At 61.0% G+C, this 16,697-nt stretch carries 18 protein-coding genes; 8 read left to right on the top strand and 10 right to left on the bottom strand.

The annotated features are described in order from the left end of the window. Position 1: 1 nt before the first annotated feature. Positions 2 to 406, bottom strand: a complete 405-nt coding sequence (locus RXV86_RS18260) for a helix-turn-helix domain-containing protein (protein WP_316301766.1) — start codon at positions 404 to 406, stop codon at positions 2 to 4. A gap of 73 nt (positions 407 to 479) precedes the next feature. Between RXV86_RS18260 and RXV86_RS18255 the strand changes: the two genes are divergently transcribed. The 6 genes from RXV86_RS18255 to RXV86_RS18230 all read left to right on the top strand — a co-directional run bounded on the left by RXV86_RS18255 (position 480) and on the right by RXV86_RS18230 (position 7,706). Beyond that, complete coding sequence (locus tag RXV86_RS18255) at positions 480 to 1,259, top strand: transglutaminase family protein (RefSeq protein WP_316301763.1); 780 nt, start codon at positions 480 to 482, stop codon at positions 1,257 to 1,259. Then, complete coding sequence (locus RXV86_RS18250; protein WP_316301761.1) at positions 1,249 to 2,157, top strand: cation diffusion facilitator family transporter; 909 nt, start codon at positions 1,249 to 1,251, stop codon at positions 2,155 to 2,157. The genes RXV86_RS18255 and RXV86_RS18250 overlap by 11 nt, the downstream gene beginning before the upstream one ends. 10 nt (positions 2,158 to 2,167) lie before the next feature. Further along, positions 2,168 to 3,061 (top strand): acyl-CoA thioesterase II, encoded by an 894-nt coding sequence (locus RXV86_RS18245; protein WP_316301758.1) that lies wholly within the window; start codon positions 2,168 to 2,170, stop codon positions 3,059 to 3,061. 108 nt (positions 3,062 to 3,169) lie between these two features. After that, entirely contained in the window at positions 3,170 to 4,633 is a 1,464-nt protein-coding gene (locus RXV86_RS18240; RefSeq protein WP_316301757.1) for a PLP-dependent aminotransferase family protein, read from the top strand. 135 nt (positions 4,634 to 4,768) lie between these two features. After that, positions 4,769 to 6,544, top strand: coding sequence for a sulfoacetaldehyde acetyltransferase (gene xsc / locus RXV86_RS18235; protein WP_316301756.1), 1,776 nt, complete (start codon positions 4,769 to 4,771; stop codon positions 6,542 to 6,544). Between the two features lie 4 nt (positions 6,545 to 6,548). Beyond that, the gene (locus RXV86_RS18230) at positions 6,549 to 7,706 is read left to right on the top strand and encodes an acetate/propionate family kinase (protein ID WP_316301754.1); all 1,158 of its coding nucleotides are present in this window, start codon (positions 6,549 to 6,551) and stop codon (positions 7,704 to 7,706) included. Between the two features lie 25 nt (positions 7,707 to 7,731). Here the strand turns inward: RXV86_RS18230 and RXV86_RS18225 are convergent, their stop codons facing one another. Next, positions 7,732 to 8,583, bottom strand: coding sequence for a phosphate acyltransferase (locus tag RXV86_RS18225; RefSeq protein WP_316301752.1), 852 nt, complete (start codon positions 8,581 to 8,583; stop codon positions 7,732 to 7,734). A 33-nt stretch (positions 8,584 to 8,616) separates the two neighbouring features. Here RXV86_RS18225 and RXV86_RS18220 point away from each other — a divergent pair, with 33 nt between their 5' ends. After that, positions 8,617 to 9,750, top strand: coding sequence for a citrate/2-methylcitrate synthase (locus tag RXV86_RS18220; protein ID WP_316301750.1), 1,134 nt, complete (start codon positions 8,617 to 8,619; stop codon positions 9,748 to 9,750). 39 nt (positions 9,751 to 9,789) lie between these two features. Here RXV86_RS18220 and RXV86_RS18215 read toward each other — a convergent pair whose 3' ends face one another. Then, positions 9,790 to 10,377 carry a short chain dehydrogenase gene (locus tag RXV86_RS18215; protein WP_316301748.1) on the bottom strand — a complete coding sequence of 196 codons (588 nt, stop codon included), beginning with the start codon at positions 10,375 to 10,377 and terminating at the stop codon, positions 9,790 to 9,792. A 112-nt stretch (positions 10,378 to 10,489) separates the two neighbouring features. Here RXV86_RS18215 and RXV86_RS18210 point away from each other — a divergent pair, with 112 nt between their 5' ends. Then, complete coding sequence (locus tag RXV86_RS18210) at positions 10,490 to 11,374, top strand: LysR family transcriptional regulator (protein WP_316301746.1); 885 nt, start codon at positions 10,490 to 10,492, stop codon at positions 11,372 to 11,374. Between the two features lie 15 nt (positions 11,375 to 11,389). On the opposite strand, the gene RXV86_RS18205 is transcribed toward RXV86_RS18210, so the two are convergent. The 7 genes from RXV86_RS18205 to RXV86_RS18175 all read right to left on the bottom strand — a co-directional run bounded on the left by RXV86_RS18205 (position 11,390) and on the right by RXV86_RS18175 (position 16,694). Then, positions 11,390 to 12,049 carry a DUF1523 family protein gene (locus tag RXV86_RS18205; protein ID WP_316301744.1) on the bottom strand — a complete coding sequence of 220 codons (660 nt, stop codon included), beginning with the start codon at positions 12,047 to 12,049 and terminating at the stop codon, positions 11,390 to 11,392. A 13-nt stretch (positions 12,050 to 12,062) separates the two neighbouring features. Then, the gene (locus tag RXV86_RS18200; RefSeq protein WP_316301743.1) at positions 12,063 to 12,335 is read right to left on the bottom strand and encodes a hypothetical protein; all 273 of its coding nucleotides are present in this window, start codon (positions 12,333 to 12,335) and stop codon (positions 12,063 to 12,065) included. A gap of 4 nt (positions 12,336 to 12,339) precedes the next feature. Further along, entirely contained in the window at positions 12,340 to 13,683 is a 1,344-nt protein-coding gene (locus RXV86_RS18195) for a DUF6638 family protein (RefSeq protein WP_316301741.1), read from the bottom strand. A gap of 52 nt (positions 13,684 to 13,735) precedes the next feature. After that, a complete protein-coding gene (locus RXV86_RS18190) occupies positions 13,736 to 13,927 on the bottom strand; it encodes a hypothetical protein (RefSeq protein ID WP_316301739.1) in 192 nt (63 codons plus the stop codon). Between the two features lie 101 nt (positions 13,928 to 14,028). Continuing rightward, complete coding sequence (locus RXV86_RS18185) at positions 14,029 to 14,364, bottom strand: hypothetical protein (RefSeq protein WP_316301736.1); 336 nt, start codon at positions 14,362 to 14,364, stop codon at positions 14,029 to 14,031. A 60-nt stretch (positions 14,365 to 14,424) separates the two neighbouring features. Then, positions 14,425 to 14,763: a hypothetical protein gene (locus tag RXV86_RS18180; protein ID WP_316301735.1), complete on the bottom strand. Its 339-nt coding sequence runs from the start codon at positions 14,761 to 14,763 to the stop codon at positions 14,425 to 14,427. Then, positions 14,760 to 16,694 carry an ATP-binding protein gene (locus tag RXV86_RS18175; protein WP_316301733.1) on the bottom strand — a complete coding sequence of 645 codons (1,935 nt, stop codon included), beginning with the start codon at positions 16,692 to 16,694 and terminating at the stop codon, positions 14,760 to 14,762. The genes RXV86_RS18180 and RXV86_RS18175 overlap by 4 nt, the downstream gene beginning before the upstream one ends. Between the last annotated feature and the right edge of the window lie 3 nt (positions 16,695 to 16,697).

The following is a 16,697-nucleotide window of genomic DNA, read 5'->3' as shown; positions in this document are numbered from 1 at the left end:
CTCAATGTGGCCCGGCACAATCTTCGTGACTGCCAAAGGCGCGTAGCACCGAACACTCGGCCTCGCCCTCACCGGTGCAGCTTTTTGAAATCCGTATCAGCTCGCGCTCCAAAGCTTTCAGCCGTGCAATCCGGTCCCTGACATCATCCAGTTGATCCTCGGCGATCCGATGTGTGCTGGCATGGTCTTTTGGGTCCAGCGCCAGCAACGCGCGAATTCTTTCAAGTGGCAACCCGAGATCACGGCCGTGCCGGATGAAGGTCAGCCGTTCCAATCCCTCCGGACCATAGCGCCTCTGATTGCCAGCGGTGCGGCCATCCGGCTCTACAAGGCCTATCTGCTCATAGTACCGGATCGTGGGCACCTTGACCCCAGTCAGTCGCGACAGATCGCCGATCGAAAACATGGCAAAACCCTCTTGAACCTCTAGTTGCTAGAGACATTAGGTATAAGGCTGACCCAGAATCAAGAGGCCAGACATGACCACCGACTACGCCCATCTCCTGACCGAAACCCGCCTGCTCGACTTCTCCGCCCCACAGATCCAACAATTGATCACTGACCGGGGCTGGCGCGCCCTTGCCCCCTACGACCAGATTGGCGCGGTCCATGACTTTGTCCGCAATGAGATCGCCTTTGGCTACAACGCCGACGATGCCCTGCCTGCTTCCCGCGTGCTGTCGGACGGCTATGGCCAGTGCAACACCAAGGGCATCCTGCTAATGGCGCTCCTTCGCGTCCTTGGCATCCCTTGCCGCCTGCACGGTTTCACCATCGCCAAATCTCTGCAACGCGGCATTGTCCCGGAACTGCCTTACCGCTTTGCCCCCCGCGAGATCGTCCATTCTTGGGTCGAAGTCCTTCACCAGGACCGCTGGATCACGTTGGAAGGCTTCATCCTCGACGATCCTCTGCTGATCGCCCTGCAATCGCGTTTCGGCGGCGGCAGTCTCTGCGCCTATGGCGTCGGCACGGCCTGCCTCGAGGCTCCCGCGGTCACCTGGCACGGCACCGACACTTTCATCCAGTCTACCGGCATCACCCGTGATTTCGGCCTGTTCGACACGCCCGATGCATTCTTCGCGGACCACCGGCAACGGCTGGGCATTCTGCGCGTTACACTTTACCGTTTCGCCATCCGGCACTGGATGAACGCCCGGGTTCGTGCCATGCGCGCAGGCAACATTCCCTCAATCCCCGGCGGCCCCGACTCCGCACCGGCAAACTCCGATCGCAAAGGCCCGTCCAATGCCGCATGATCATCACCACCACCATCTCGCCACCGACCCCGACGGTGACAAGCGTGTCGCCTGGGCTGTGGCGGTCAACATTGTACTGACCCTGGCCCAGATCGTCGCCGGGGTAATCTCGGGCAGCCTGGCGCTGATTGCCGACGCAATTCATAACCTGTCCGATGCCCTATCGCTGGTCATCGCCTTTGCCGCCCGCCGCATCGCCCGCCGTCCGGCGGATGAAGAGATGACATTCGGCTATGGCCGGGCCGAGGTGGTGGCGGCGCTGATCAACTACACCACCCTGATTGTCATCGCCCTCTACCTCGCAGCCGAAGGAATCGAGCGCCTGTTCAACCCGGTCGATGTGACCGGCTGGATCGTTGTTGTGGTCGCCGGGTTGGCCCTCGTCGTCGATGCGCTCACCGCGCTGCTGATTTTCCGCATGTCCCGCGACAGCGTCAACATGCGTGCCGCCTTCCTGCACAACCTTGCCGATGCCCTGGGTTCGGTCGCGGTGATCCTCGCCGGGACCCTGATCCTGCTTTACGACTGGCGACTCATCGACCCGATCGTCACCCTGATGATCTCGGCCTATATCCTGTGGCACTCGGCCCTCGGCATTAAACCGGTTATCCGCATCCTGATGCTGGGCGCTCCGAATGATCCCGACCTGCGCGACCTGATCGCGGAAATGGAAGTCGTTCAGGGTGTCGCCAACGTCCACCATGTTCACCTGTGGCACATGCAGGAGCACGAGCTTGCCCTCGAGGCGCATGTGGTTCTTGCCCACGGCGCCGTCGCCGACACCGTGAAACGCGACCTCAAGTCACTGTTGCACGGCACCTACGGCATCGCCCATTCTACTCTCGAGATCGAAACCACGCGCGATGCCTGCGAAGACCCGCAGGTCATTGGCCATTGAAAGGCCCCCAATGTCGTCTGACACAGCCCAACCCACCCCGCAGCAACTGGCCGATGCGCTGGTCGGCATCCTCGATGTCGAACCGGTCGAACAGAACTTCTTTCGCGGAATCGCCACACCGGGTGGGCGCGGCCGCAGCTTTGGTGGACAGGTCATCGCCCAGGCGTTGATGGCCGCGATCAAGACCGTGCCCTCAGACCGCCCGGCCCACAGCCTGCACGGCTATTTCATGCGTCCCGGCGATGCCACCGCCCCGGTGCTCTACCAGGTTGAACGCGACCGTGATGGCGGCTCGTTTACCACCCGCCGGGTTGTGGCGGTGCAAAATGGCAAACCCATCCTCAATCTCGCAGCCTCGTTCCACGTGATCGAACCGGGGCTCAGCCACCAGGACGACATGCCCGACGTGCCCCCGCCTGAAGAACTGCGCACCGAGGCCGAACTCGCCAAGGATTACGCCGGAGAGCTGCCCGAAGCCTACATCAAGTGGCTCTCCAACACGCGGCCCGTTGAAATCCGCCCGGCGATCCTGCGCGCGCCCTTCGACCGTACCCCGCGCCGCGAACAGAGCTTCTGGTTCCGCGTTCCGGGCCAGATCGGCGACAATGCCGCGCTGCACCGCGCGGCGCTTGCCTATGCCTCGGATTTCGGCTTGCTGATCACCTCGGCCTTTGCCCATGGCAAGGCCTTTGCCGATACCGACATGCAGTTCGCCTCGCTTGACCATGCGGTCTGGTTCCATTCCGATCTGCGCGCCGACGACTGGCTGCTCTATACCATGGACAGCCCCTGGTCCGGCGGCGCCCGCGGCTTCAACCGCGGCCGCATCTTCACCCGCGACGGAGTACTGGTGGCCAATGTCGCCCAAGAAGGGCTTGTCCGGCAGGTGACGCCCAAAGCGTGATCCAAACACCACGCGGGCGCGCGCCCGCGTCTGGCGGGGCCGCGCGGCCCCGCAACCTGGCATAATACCAGATTGCCCGCTCCCTAAGACCAGTCTACAGTCCCTCCCATGGCGATTTCGGTAGAAACCTTCTTTCTCGACCCCCATGCCCAAGGCACGCTGCAAAGTCAGATCCAGCAGATGATCGCCCAGGGCATCCTCACCGGCCGTTTCCAGCGGGGCGAGAAACTGCCTTCGTCGCGCAAGCTTGCCAGCCATCTCGGTGTCGCCCGGATCACCGTGACATTGGCCTATACCGAGCTGGTCGCGTCGGACTACCTGACCTCGCGCGGGCGCTCGGGCTATTTCATCTCCGATACCGCACCCGAACCGCCACGCTTCCCGCTGCAACCGCCGCGCCAGGACAATGTCGATTGGTCCCGCGCTCTGGGGCAACGGTTTTGCGGCGGGGTCACCCCGTCAAAACCCAAGGACTGGTCGACCTATCGATTCCCCTTCGTTTATGGCCAAACCGACCCAACGCTGTTTGACCACGCCAACTGGCGACAATGTGCCCTGCGCGCCTTGGGCCAGCGCGATTTCGCCTCACTGACCTCGGACTATTACGATCAGGACGATCCCGAGTTGATCGAGTTCATCGCCCGCCACATTCTGCCCCGCCGGGGTATCCTGGCCGGTCGCGACGAAATCCTTGTCACCATGGGGGCGCAGAACGCACTTTGGCTCACTGCGCAGGTGCTTTTGACCCAGCGCCGCACCGCGGCCATCGAAGATCCCTGTTACCCCGCCCTGCGCGATATCCTGACCCAATCACGGTGTCACGTCAGCCCTATTGCGGTGGATGGCGACGGACTTCCGCCCGAGAATATCCCATTGGAAACAGATGTTGTTTTTACCACACCCAGCCACCAATGCCCGACCTCGTCGACTATGTCTCTGGAACGGCGGCACGATCTGCTGAACCGCGCCCGCGACATGGACGCACTAGTGGTAGAGGACGACTACGAATTCGAGATGTCCTTCCTTTCACCACCCTCGCCAGCACTCAAATCGCTGGATCGCGACGGACGCGTGATATATGTTGGCTCGTTTTCGAAATCGCTCTTTCCGGGCCTGCGCCTGGGCTATCTCGTCGGTTCTGCCCCCTTTATCCGCGAGGTTCGCGCGTTGCGCGCATCGGTGCTGCGCCACGTGCCCGGCCATATCCAACGTACTGCCGCCTACTTCCTGTCGCTGGGCCACTACGACAGCCTGATCCGCCGCATGGGTGACACCCTGCGCCGCCGCCGCGAGGTTATGACCCAGGCCATCGAAACCCACGGCCTCACCATCGACGGCAGCGCCCATTTCGGCGGCTCGTCCTTCTGGATGCGGGGCGATGTCAGCCTCGACACCGAAGCCCTTGCCGCCCGCCTGCGCGAGAAAAGCGTTCTGATCGAACCGGGTCACGCCTTCTTTGCGTCAGCCAATCGCGGCCGCTGTCACTATCGGCTGGGTTACTCCTCGATTCCGTCCACACGGATCGAAGAAGGCGTCGGATTGATCGCCGATACGATTGCCACAATGGGCTGACCCCTAAATTTTGGACCTAATTTACTTTTAGATTTGGCGCTAACCCCAAACGCACTCAACACGTAAATTCCAGTCCGACCGGGTCGCTGGCAGGCGACTCGCCCCTGATTCCCTGCTCAGAAGGACACCCGCCCCATGAAAATGACCACCGAAGAAGCCTTTGTGAAGGTTCTGCAACGCCACGGTATCGAACATGCCTTTGGCATCATCGGTTCCGCCATGATGCCGATCTCGGACCTGTTCCCCAAGGCCGGGATCACCTTCTGGGACTGCGCCCATGAAGGCAGTGCCGGCATGATGTCAGACGGCTACACCCGCGCCACCGGCAAGATGTCGATGATGATCGCCCAGAACGGCCCCGGCATCACCAACTTTGTCACCGCCGTGAAAACCGCTTATTGGAACCACACACCACTTCTGCTGGTCACGCCGCAGGCCGCCAACAAGACCATCGGTCAGGGCGGTTTCCAGGAAGTCGAACAGATGAAACTGTTCGAAGACATGGTTGCCTACCAGGAAGAGGTGCGTGATCCGTCCCGCGTGGCCGAGGTTCTGACCCGGGTGATTTCCCAGGCCAAACGCCTCAGCGCCCCTGCACAGCTCAACATTCCCCGTGATATGTGGACCCAGGTCATCGACATCGACCTGCCCGAGCCGATCGAATTCGAAATGTCCCCCGGCGGCACCAACTCCGTCGCCGCCGCGGCCGCGCTTTTGTCCGAGGCCAAGAACCCGGTTATCCTCAACGGCGCTGGCGTGGTCCTGTCGAAAGGCGGCATTGCCACCTCGATGGCCCTGGCCGAGCGTCTCGATGCGCCGGTCTGTGTCGGCTATCAGCACAACGATGCCTTCCCGGGCAACCACCCGCTTTTCGCCGGACCGCTGGGCTATAACGGTTCCAAGGCCGGGATGGAGCTAATCAAACAGGCCGACGTGGTGCTTTGTCTCGGCACCCGCCTCAACCCGTTTTCGACCCTGCCGGGCTATGGCATGGACTACTGGCCCGCAGACGCGAAAATCATCCAGGTCGACATCAACCCCGATCGGATCGGTCTGACCAAGAAGGTCACCGTCGGCATCGTTGGCGACGCGGCTAAAGTGGCGCAAGGCATCCTCGATCAACTGGCCGACACTGCAGGCGACGAGGGCCGGGACGAGCGCAAGGCGCGCGTTGCCACGGCGAAATCCACCTGGGCCCAGCAGTTGGCAGGCATGGACCACGAAGACGACGATCCCGGCACCACCTGGAACCAACGCGCCCGCGACGACAAACCCGAATGGATGAGCCCCCGCATGGCCTGGCGCGCAATCCAGCAGGCCCTGCCGCGCGAGGCAATCATCTCCTCGGACATCGGCAACAACTGCGCTATCGGCAACGCGTACCCGTCCTTCGACGAAGGCCGCAAGTACCTTGCCCCCGGCCTGTTCGGCCCCTGTGGTTACGGCCTTCCGGCCGTCATGGGCGCCAAGATCGGGTGTCCTGATGTGCCGGTTGTCGGCTTCTCGGGCGACGGTGCCTTCGGCATCGCGGTCAACGAACTGACCGCCATCGGCCGCAACGAATGGCCCGCCATCACCCAGGTGGTGTTCCGCAACTACCAATGGGGCGCGGAAAAGCGCAACTCGACCCTGTGGTTTGACGACAACTTCGTCGGCACCGAACTGGACGAGGATGTCTCTTATGCCGGGATCGCCAACGCCTGCGGTCTCAAGGGCGTTGTCGCGCGCACCATGGACGAGCTGACCGCCGCTCTCGATCAGGCCTGCAAGGATCAAAAGAAGGGCATCACAACCCTGATTGAAGCGATGATCAACCAGGAACTGGGTGAACCCTTCCGCCGCGACGCGATGAAGAAACCGGTCTCGGTGGCCGGGATCGACGCCGCCGACATGTGCGAACAAGAGGTCTGATCAAATGGCGAAGCCCGGCAAAGCGGAAAACACACTGGTCCTGAATGCCGGGTCTTCGTCGATCAAGTTCGCCGTTTTCAACAGCCAGCTTGAAGAAAAACTCTCGGGCATCGCCGCCGAAATCGGCGGTGCCTCCTTCCTGCGGGTGGCAGGTGACGACACGGCCATCCCGTTCATCGACCACCGCGCCGCGCTCAAGGCAATCCTGTCGGCGTTGGCCGAAAATGGCTTCCCGGTCTCGTCGATGAGGGCCGCAGCCCACCGGGTTGTACATGGCGGTCGCAAACTGACCGCACCGGTACGGATCAACCAAGATGTGCGCAACGAAATCGCCGCCTGCTCGCCGATTGCCCCCTTGCATAATCCGCACAATCTCGCCGCCATCGACACCTTGACCGAACTGCAACCGAACCTGCCGCAATTTGCCAGTTTCGACACCAGCTTTCATTCCACCAACCCCGACGTTGCGACGCGCTATGCCATCCCCAAGATGATGGAAACCTCGGGCATCCGCCGCTATGGCTTCCACGGCATTTCCTATGCGTCGCTGGTACGCCTTCTTCCAGAAGTCTCAGACGAACCCCTGCCTTCGCGCCTCCTTGCCTTCCACCTCGGTAACGGCGCCTCGCTCTGCGCCATCAAGAACGGTCAGTCGATCGCCACCACCATGGGCTATTCCCCGCTTGACGGTCTTACCATGGGCACCCGTTCGGGCGGGATCGACGCTAACGCTGTGCTGCGCCTGGTCGAGGATAACGGGCTTGAGCGGACCAAGGCGATTCTGAACCACGAAAGCGGGTTGTTGGGCTTGTCAGGCGGTAAGTCCGACATGCGCAAGCTGATGCTTGACCATACCGCGGACAGCGATTTCGCCATCGAGCACTTCTGCTACTGGTCCCTGCGCCATGCGGGATCGCTGATCTCCGCGATGGAGGGGCTCGACGCCATCGCCTTCACCGGTGGCATTGGCGAAAACGCCATTGGCGTGCGTGCCCGTATCCTACGCGGGCTCGAATGGATTGGCGCCCGCATGGACCCGGACGCCAACCACCGCAACGCCACGCGCCTGCACGGCGAGACCTCCAAAATTGCCATCTGGGTCGTGCCCGCCCGCGAAGAGGAAATGATCGCCCGCGACGCGTTGTCATTGCTGGCGGCATGAGCGCGCTTGCGTTCGAAATACCGTCTCAGGCCATCGCCACCGTCACAGCAGTCGCCGCAACAACATCCTCGACGCGCGCGCCCCGGCTCAGATCACAAACCGGTCGCCGAAACCCCTGCAGGAACGGTCCCAGCGCCTGCGCGCCCGCCATTTCCTGGCACAGTTTGTACCCGATATTCCCTGCGTCTAGATCGGGAAAGACCAATACATTGGCGTCCCCCACTCCCACCCCCTTCTTCCCGGCGATACCCGGGTTCAACGCCGCGTCCGCCTGTACCGGCCCGGCAAATCCAGTGGCCTCCGCCGCTTCGCGGACCAGATCCACGCTTGCCCCGGTTCCGCTTGTCCCGGTGGAAAACGACAGCATCGCCACCCGGGCCGCCCCCAGCAGCGCCTCCGCCGACCTTGCCGATGCCTTCGCAATGTCCGCCAAGGCCTGCGCATCCGGAGCCACGTTCACCGCACAATCGGCAAACACCATCTCGCGCCCGTCCGGAAACAGCATCACGAAGAACGACGACGGCGTCTCGACTCCTTCGTACAACCCAATCGCCATTCCCGCTGCCTCGATCACCCGCCGCGTCGGACTGTCTGCACCCGCAACCATCGCATCGGCCTCACCTGCCGCCACCATCGCCGCTGCTCGGTACAAGGGCTTATTCAAGAGCCGCCGCGCCATCGCCTCTTTCATACCCCGCGCCTCGACCAGCGCCGCAACCTGTGCATCTGTCACGTCGCCAAGGCCCAAAGGCTCACATATCCCTTCATCCGCCAGACGCTTTGCCGCCTCTCCCACACGCGGATCGTCAAGTTCGGGAAATACCACCCGCCCCCGGCGCGCCTTGGCAGCGCCATATATTTTTTCCATGAAGCTCATGCATACCTCCGTATGCATCGAAAGGAGCCAGCAATGAACGATACCGTCAAGATCAACCGTGGTCTAAAAGGCATTTATTTCGAACGCTCCGGGGTCAGCCATATCGATGGTCAGAAAGGAGAGCTCTCTTATCGCGGCTATTCCATCCATGATCTTGCCGCCCATTCAAGCTTCGAGGAAGTCAGCTACCTGCTGATCCACGGCGAACTGCCCACCGCGGATGAGCTGGCGGACTTCGACGCCAAACTCAAATCCGCCCGCGCGCTGCCAGCCGCGATCTACGACATCATCACCGCCTGCAAGGACGGCCACCCAATGGACGTGCTGCGCACCGCCGCCTCGGCTTTGGCCGCGCTTGACCCCGCCAGCCACGAGGTCGGCGAAGAGGCTTTCATCGCGAACGGTATCCGCCTGACCTCCCAGGTCCCGATGATCATCGCGGCGCATGAAAACATCCGCAATGGTCGCAATCCGGTCGCCGCCGATCCAGACCTTAGCCACGCCGCCAACTGGCTCTGGATGCTCAAGGGCGAAAAGCCGTCGCAGGACGCCGCTCACCTCGCCGATGTCGACTTCATCCTGCACGCCGAACATGGCTCCAATGCCTCCAGTTTCGCCGCCCGTGTCACCACCGCAACCGAGACCAACTTGCACGGCGCCATCGTCACCGCTCTTTCCACCCTTGCCGGCCCCGCCCACGGCGGCGCCGCCGAGGACGTGATGAAAATGGTCCACGAGATCGGCACCCCGGACAAGGCCGCCGAATACGTCAAAGCCAAGCGCAAGAACCGCGAGGCCGTCACCGGCTTTGGCCACCGCGTCTACCGCGCAGAAGACCCCCGCGCGCGCCACATGCGTGACGGCGTCAAGAAACTGGGTGACGAAATGGGCGCCCCCGAATGGTACGAAATCCTGCAAGCCGTGGTCGAGGCGATGAAACCCTATGCCCGCCATGGCCTCAACGTGAATGTCGATTTCTACTCGGGCGTCATCTATCAGCTTCACGGCATCCCGATGGACCTCTACGTGCCGATCTTCGCCATCGGCCGCATGCCCGGCTGGATCATCCAGTGCATCGAGCAACAGCGCCAGAACATCCTGATCCGTCCGCTGACGCTCTACAACGGACCCGAGATGCGCAATTATACCCCGATGGCCGAACGCTGACCGAACGCAACAAGGGGGCGAATTTCGCCCCCTTTGCCTCTATCCGAACTTCACAACCTGTCCGGTGCCCCCGCCCAGGGCGGCGTGTTCATACATACGCGCCACGTCAGCCACCGGCGCACCGCCTGCGCCCCAGCCCATCTTGATCGCGGTTTCGCGAACCAGCGGCGGGCTGACCGAATTGATCCGGATACCGCGTGGCGTGCCCAGCGCGGCCGCCCGCGCAAACCCGTCCACGGCCGAGTTGATTGTTGTCAGCAAAACCGTGGCCGCGTTCGGCTGATCGGCCAGAATACCGCTGGTCAACGTGATGCTGCCGCCATCGCTCACATGGTCCACACCAAAGCGTACCAGGTTGATCTGTCCCATCAGCTTGTTACCCAACCCGAACGCGTAATCCGCGTCGCTCATCGCCTCCAGCGGACCAAAGGCCGCGTCCCCGGTGGCGGAAATCACCGCGTCCACGGCCCCAACCTGTTCATACATCGCCCGGATCGTGCCTGGGTCGCTCAGATCGACCGTGACCTCGCCCTTGCGCGAGGCGCCTATCACTTCATGATCCGCTGCCAACAGATCAACAACTGCACCACCAATGGTTCCGGTGGCGCCGACTACGAGAATACGCATTGTTTGTTTCCTTTCATCACGTTTGTACGTCTCGCAAACAGATATTCTCCCCATTTGCCGTTGATAATTGGCTAATTTTGGAAATAATAATCCCATATAACGGGATAATATAATGGACAGACTCGACATGATGACGGCCTTTGCCGCTGTTGCCCGACATGGTGGGTTCGCCCCTGCGGCACGGCAGCTTGGCATCTCCACCTCAGCGCTCAGCCGTCACATTGCCGCGCTCGAAGACTGGTTGGGCGTGCAGCTTTTCCACCGATCCACACGAAGCGTCCGCCTCTCGGACTCCGGGCAGGGTTACCTGAGACGCTGCCAAAACGTGCTGGATGAGGTGCGGGAAATCGAACAGGCCGGGCAAGACGCACAAACAGCCCTGTCCGGAAAACTCCGCCTGTCAGCGCCGGTTTACCTTGGCCGAAATCGCGTTGCCCCGCTCGTTGCGCGATTCCTGCACGATCATCCGGCCATGAGGATCGACTTGTTTCTGACAGATCGTCTGGTCGACATGGTGACCGAAGGGGTCGATCTGGCAATCCGCGTGACCAAGCCGGCGGATTCTTCGTTGATCGCCCGACGCATTGGCGCAACTCAGATCAGTGTGGTTGCCGCTCCCGCTTACCTCGCGCGCCGGGGCACCCCGAAAGCAATCACCGATCTTACGAGCCACGATTGCATTGTCGACCGCAGCCCCGACGGCAGCAACCGCTGGCATTTTCAAACTCCGGACGGGCGCGTCTCTCGACCTGTCGACGGCCATATCCGCGTAAACGATGGGGAAACCGCGCGCGATTTCGCCATCGACGGGCTCGGCCTTGCCCATTTGCCACTATTCTTTGTTCAGGATGCGTTGGACCGGGGCGATCTTATCCGAGTGAAATTGGACGACCAGCCCGAACATATCGGCATCTACGCCATTTACCCGCCGTCCCGCCATTTGTCGCGCGGCCTCCGCGCGCTGCTCGACCATATCGCATACGAGCTTGCGCTCTGATGCACACTCCTGCCCCTACTTCTTCGACCGCCAGGTATCCAGCCACTGTGTAAGCCGCCCCTTCTGCTGAACAACACTCTCATGCACGTCTTCCAGCGTCGGATCGATGCTGCGTTCGCGGAACTGCCGCCACATGGCGCGTATCATGCCGATGGCCAGCAGGACAAAGGCAAAGAAGAAGATGTTGAACCACGGGATCACGGTCACGTCCGGCCCATCGACCTTCCTGATGCCAATCGCGTTGGGATAGACCGTGAAGAACCGGTTGCGCCAGCCATAATGGGTGATCACCGCCCATTGCTCCTTGTCATTGGTCGACAGCGCTGCCGACGCCTCGGCTTGCAAATCGGACGAGTCGAACTTGAAATAAGGCGGCCAGATCCAGCCGGTATCCTCGTTGCGATAGACCATCACCTTTTCGCGGTCGCGCCGGATGAACCCCAACAGCCAGGTCTGCCGCTTCACCGTATTGATCAGCCGAATATCCCGCGTCGCCAATTCCGCACTGGCGCTGTCCGCCTGGGCAAAGAAGATCCGGTTCACCCCGGAAAAGTCCATCCGGATGATCTCGGTCGAGGTAATCTTCACCACGTCATGCTGCGGCAGGACATAATGCAAAAGCCCCCCGACCAGCAGGAACACCAGAACCCTCAACGTGTTTTTCACATAGGCCATCACGCTCCCCACCTCAGTTGGAATTGGTCAGATACAGCGCCACCGCCACCAGGACGGCCGGCACCACGTAAACAAGCAACAAGAGCTTGGGGCGCAGCGAGTTATTATACTCGGCAATCCCCTTCTCGACAAAGGCATCGTGCTCGGGGCTGTCCCGCTCGCCATGCTCTTCGGCCCACTCATCCTCCAGCTTCTCGCGCCGGATCGAGCGCGAATAAATGCTGAGCAGGACATAGATCACGCTCAAACCAATGAACCCGAATATGACAAGCCGGATAAATCCCATCGTCTTATCTCCTTACGGCCCCCCACGGGCCCACCCGCTCGATCAACTCCTCGCGCGGCACCGCGCTATCATCCTTAAGCGGCGCGTCATGGCCAAACAGTGCCCGGCGCGTGCCCAGCTTGTCCACCTGATATTCCCGATCCAGGAAATCCGCCACGTATGATTTCTTGGTCTCGCTCCAATCGGCATAAAGCTTGTAGAACAGCTCCTTGTGGCAAATGAACAACTGCCGCACATCCTTGGGTGCCAACTCGCTCAGCGCCATGTTCACCAGGTCCGCATCCGGATGGTTGGCCGCGCGCAGCGTATAGAAATATGCCGGATGGTCGCTGGTGATCCGCGGCCACTTCCCCCCATCCTCGGCCCATTTCAACAGCTCAGCCAAGCCATGAAACTCCGCCGGCAGATCATGGGCATAGCGCCGCGCCAGCGCGCGGATATCGGCCCGTGTCGCACCGCTGAGGTCAATCCCCGCCTCCTGCGCCGCATCGACCACGATGAAATCCATCTTCTGGCCCAGGATCGCCGCCGCATCTATGCCGCGTGCCTTCACGATCGGCTCGACCAGGTCGTTATACTCGAAAAACTTGGCGATCTGGTTCCGGTCTTTCAGATCGAACGTATACTTGATCGGCAGCTTGCCCAAATCGTCCTTGCTGCCACTGGCAATCACCGCCGGGTGGTCCATCCCCCGGAACACGTAGAGCCCACCAAAATGCGCCGTCCAGAAATTCTGCTGCTCAAACTCCATATGCTTCAGCTTCACCGGATTGCGGCTCACATCGCCGGTCTTCTTCGCCATCGAAATCATCTCGGCAATCAGCACATCATCGAACCAGGCATCTTCTTCGCTCTTGAACCGATCCACCATCGCGCCCAGCTTGTCGGCCTGCCGCACCGTGCCCTCGGTCGTATCCGCCTCGATCACCACCCGGCGAATATCAAACAGCTTCACCGGCTCCTCGACGCTATAGACCGAGTTCACCAATTCGCCCGCCACCGCATCCCGCGCGGTCAGCGCAAAAAGCTGCGCCTCGTTCTCCTCGATGAACTGCCGCAGGATTCCCCGACTAGTCGAGAACTTGGTATTCAACAGAGGCGCCGCCTTCTGCTCGGTCGTCAGAAGAATGAACTGCCGGTTCACCCCGTTCTGATTGAGGTAAAGATGATCCCCCAACTCATGCCCGATCTCCGGCGAATACCCGCTGATATCGACATGGAAGTCCTCCAACGCCGTCCGTTTCCCCGTCAGGCTCTCCAACGCGCGATTGTAGCGTTCAATCAACGCCGGCGAGGCCACCTCGATCAGGTTGCCGAACATCAGTCCTTTTTCAATGAGGCGTTTCATTTTTATGTTCCTAAGCGGACAAACTGGATTTCATTTTCCACAGATGCGGTTGTTATTCTTCGTTTTCCGGCTGAGTTTGCCAACCTCGCAGGATGCCCGCGAGTTCAGCGATTTCTCGGTTTGCATCAACCCTATAGTTTTCCAGGTCTACTCCTAGGGTTTCATAGAGGTCGTTTATCGAGATTTCATACTTCCAAAGCAGTTTCGCCACACCCAACAAAATGTCTTCACGCGCAACTTTCATTTACCACCTCCATCAAATCTGTCCCGCCCGGCCTCAAGCCGGGCAGCGCCCGACCCGCCCCATGGGCGGGCGCTGCCCTAAGTTATCTGCCACAACCCGGTTCACTCGTTCCCCCGCATAACCCCCAACCGCATCCACTTCACCGCCCGCGCCTGCACCCAGGCCAGCACGATCAGCCAAACAACCCCCAGCGCCCCGGCCACGGCCATCCCCACCGCCGCCATGTCATGAGGTTTCGACGACCAGAACTGTTCCGCCTTCGTCGCACAGCTGCCGGTAATCCCCCCGGTCAGCCCGCAATCCTCCAGCGTGCCCATCCAGATCACCACCGCCAGCACCGCCACCGTCGCCCAGAACCCCCAGAACACCGGATGCCCCGCCGCCCGCAGCAGCGGAAACGGCTCCTCGAACCGTGGTCTCTCAGATGTCTCGCTCATGCCTCGTCCCTTTCGTAGGGTGGGTTTTCAACCCACCATCCCGACGCAACAGCCTACCCCTTACGTTTCGGTTTCTCGCCAAGCCTTGGCGAACGCCGCGCCCATACCGACCAGCAACCCCGCAACCAACGCCACAAAGCCAACCAACACTGCCCCCACGGCGGCACTGACCACCCCGTCTATATTTGAGCCTGAAGCCGCATCAAGGTTTTGAAAGATCAGATCATCGGCCAGCAGAACAGCTGTCAAGATAACAAACCCTCCGAGTATGGGTGTTGCTAGAACCGCCGCCAGCTTGCTTCGCGAGAAAAACCCAATCGCAAACCCGGCCGCGATAACGACCAAAAGCGCCGCAATCGCAAGGCCCACGTTGACCTCTATCGGCATGGGTTCCGTCACCCCTTGCTCTCCAAATACCGCCGCTTGGCCTCTTCGCTCCGGCCAAACTCCCGCACCATCTGCTCAATCGCCACCTCGTCGGATTTATCCGCATAGCGGAACTCGCTATCCGCGTAACGGTTGATCTCCTGGATCACCATTTCCACCGTAATCGGCTTCCTCAACTCCTCGATCATCCCACGCTTCTCATCATACCCCTTCAACAGGAACAGCGCCGGGTCCTCCATCCACTCATCCGGCAGCTCAAAGTCCATCGCCCGAACCTTGACGGCATCGGTGATGTTCTTGATCGAGCGACCGGTAAAGCGTTCGTCCGCCTCCTGAATCCCCTTGAGGTACGTCCCCAGCTTTGCAATCGTATCCAGCCGCCCAATGTCCTTTTCAACCCGCTCATAAACCCGCAGCAACCCATCCTCATGCGGCTGATTGTGCGATTCAAACGAACGGGCAACAGCCGTTTTAATCTCCTGCGCCGCATAAAGCTCATGCGCGCCCAGCGGGATGTCATGGTTCTTGCCCATCAACAGATGCAGGATGTCGATATAATCGTCCCGCGTCTGCGGCCCATCCACCAGGAACCGCGCCCCGGCGCGTTGACGCAAGGCATCGTCCACATTCTCCGGATAGTTCGAGAACATCCCGAAGGTGCAATTGCCGCGCACCACCGTATTCGCGCCCGCGAACGACTCCATCAGAACAGCCGTAATCTCCAACTGCCCCGCGCTCGACTGCCGATCACCACGCTTGCCCGCCAACTGGTCGATGTCATCAATCGTGCCAAACCCGATGACACTCGGATCAATCACGTTGTTGATAAACGCCTTGGCATTCTGCGCCGACTTGCCCTGATAGCTATCAATGCTTTCGGTCGACAGGTTCTGATACCGAAACGGATAGCCCGCATTGTCGCAATAGCCCTTGATCAGCCCCGCCATCATCTGGATCAGTGTTGTCTTACCGGTCCCCGGCATACCATCGCCCATGAAGGTAAAGATGAACCCGCCCAGTTCCGCAAACGGGTTCAAACGCAGCTCGAAGTCATAGGCCATCAGCATCTTGGAAAGCCGCAGCGCCTGGTACTTGGCGATATGGTTGCCCACCACTTCGTGCGGCTGCTTGAACGTCATGGTCAGGGTCGACCCCTTGGCCGAGCGCGCCGGCGTGAACCCGCGAATGGCGAAATCATCCGCCTCGACCTTCCAGCTCGCACCCGTAAACGGCCCCAACCGCCCGGCGTTCTGGGCCCGTAACGTCACCTTCTCCATCAACTGCTCAGCGTAAGCAGACACCGTCGCCACGAGCCGCGCATCATCGCCAGCAAAGGCGGCGATATCCTGGTCCAATTCCCACAGCGCACCATGCAAGGCCAACTGCCCATTATCGGTCAGAACCTCCTGCACCTCACCCACTTCGACCGACACCTCGGTCAAATGCGGCCCCAGCAGAAACGCGCTGGCATTGCCGAACACATGCAGCGTGATCAGCGCCTCGGCGGTCAACAGCTCTGAAAATTCGTTCTTCCGGTCCGCCGCCAGCGCCCCCTCAAGGTTGGCCCGCTTCAGATCGGCAAGCCCCGTCGCGTCACCGTAATTCTCGGCCACCGCCAGCGCGATCGCCACCGCGCGCCGCACGGACGCCATCACCGTCGCCTGCGCCGGGGACACCAGTGGGTCCTCGCCATCCGCCGCCTCGATCGTCGCCAGCAATTGCACACCCTCCGGCCTTGCCGTCGAGCGTGTCACCAGCCCGGGCGTCGTGGCCCTGAACCGCCGCCGTGTGCCAATCCCTGCGGACTTCTCTTCCGCCGGTTTCTCCTTGCCCTTGCCAATCCGCGGCGTGTGGTCAAACCCCTCCAACATCGCGGCGGCCGCATCGTAGTGCTTGCGAATATCCTCCTCGCGGAGCTCCATCTGATCCGAGGTTAAACTCATGTC

This window comes from Aliisedimentitalea sp. MJ-SS2, from assembly GCF_032586155.1.
Lineage (GTDB): Bacteria > Pseudomonadota > Alphaproteobacteria > Rhodobacterales > Rhodobacteraceae > JAWHTC01.
Note: the sequence above shows the minus strand (reverse complement) of the source record. Positions and strands in the feature narration are given on the sequence as shown.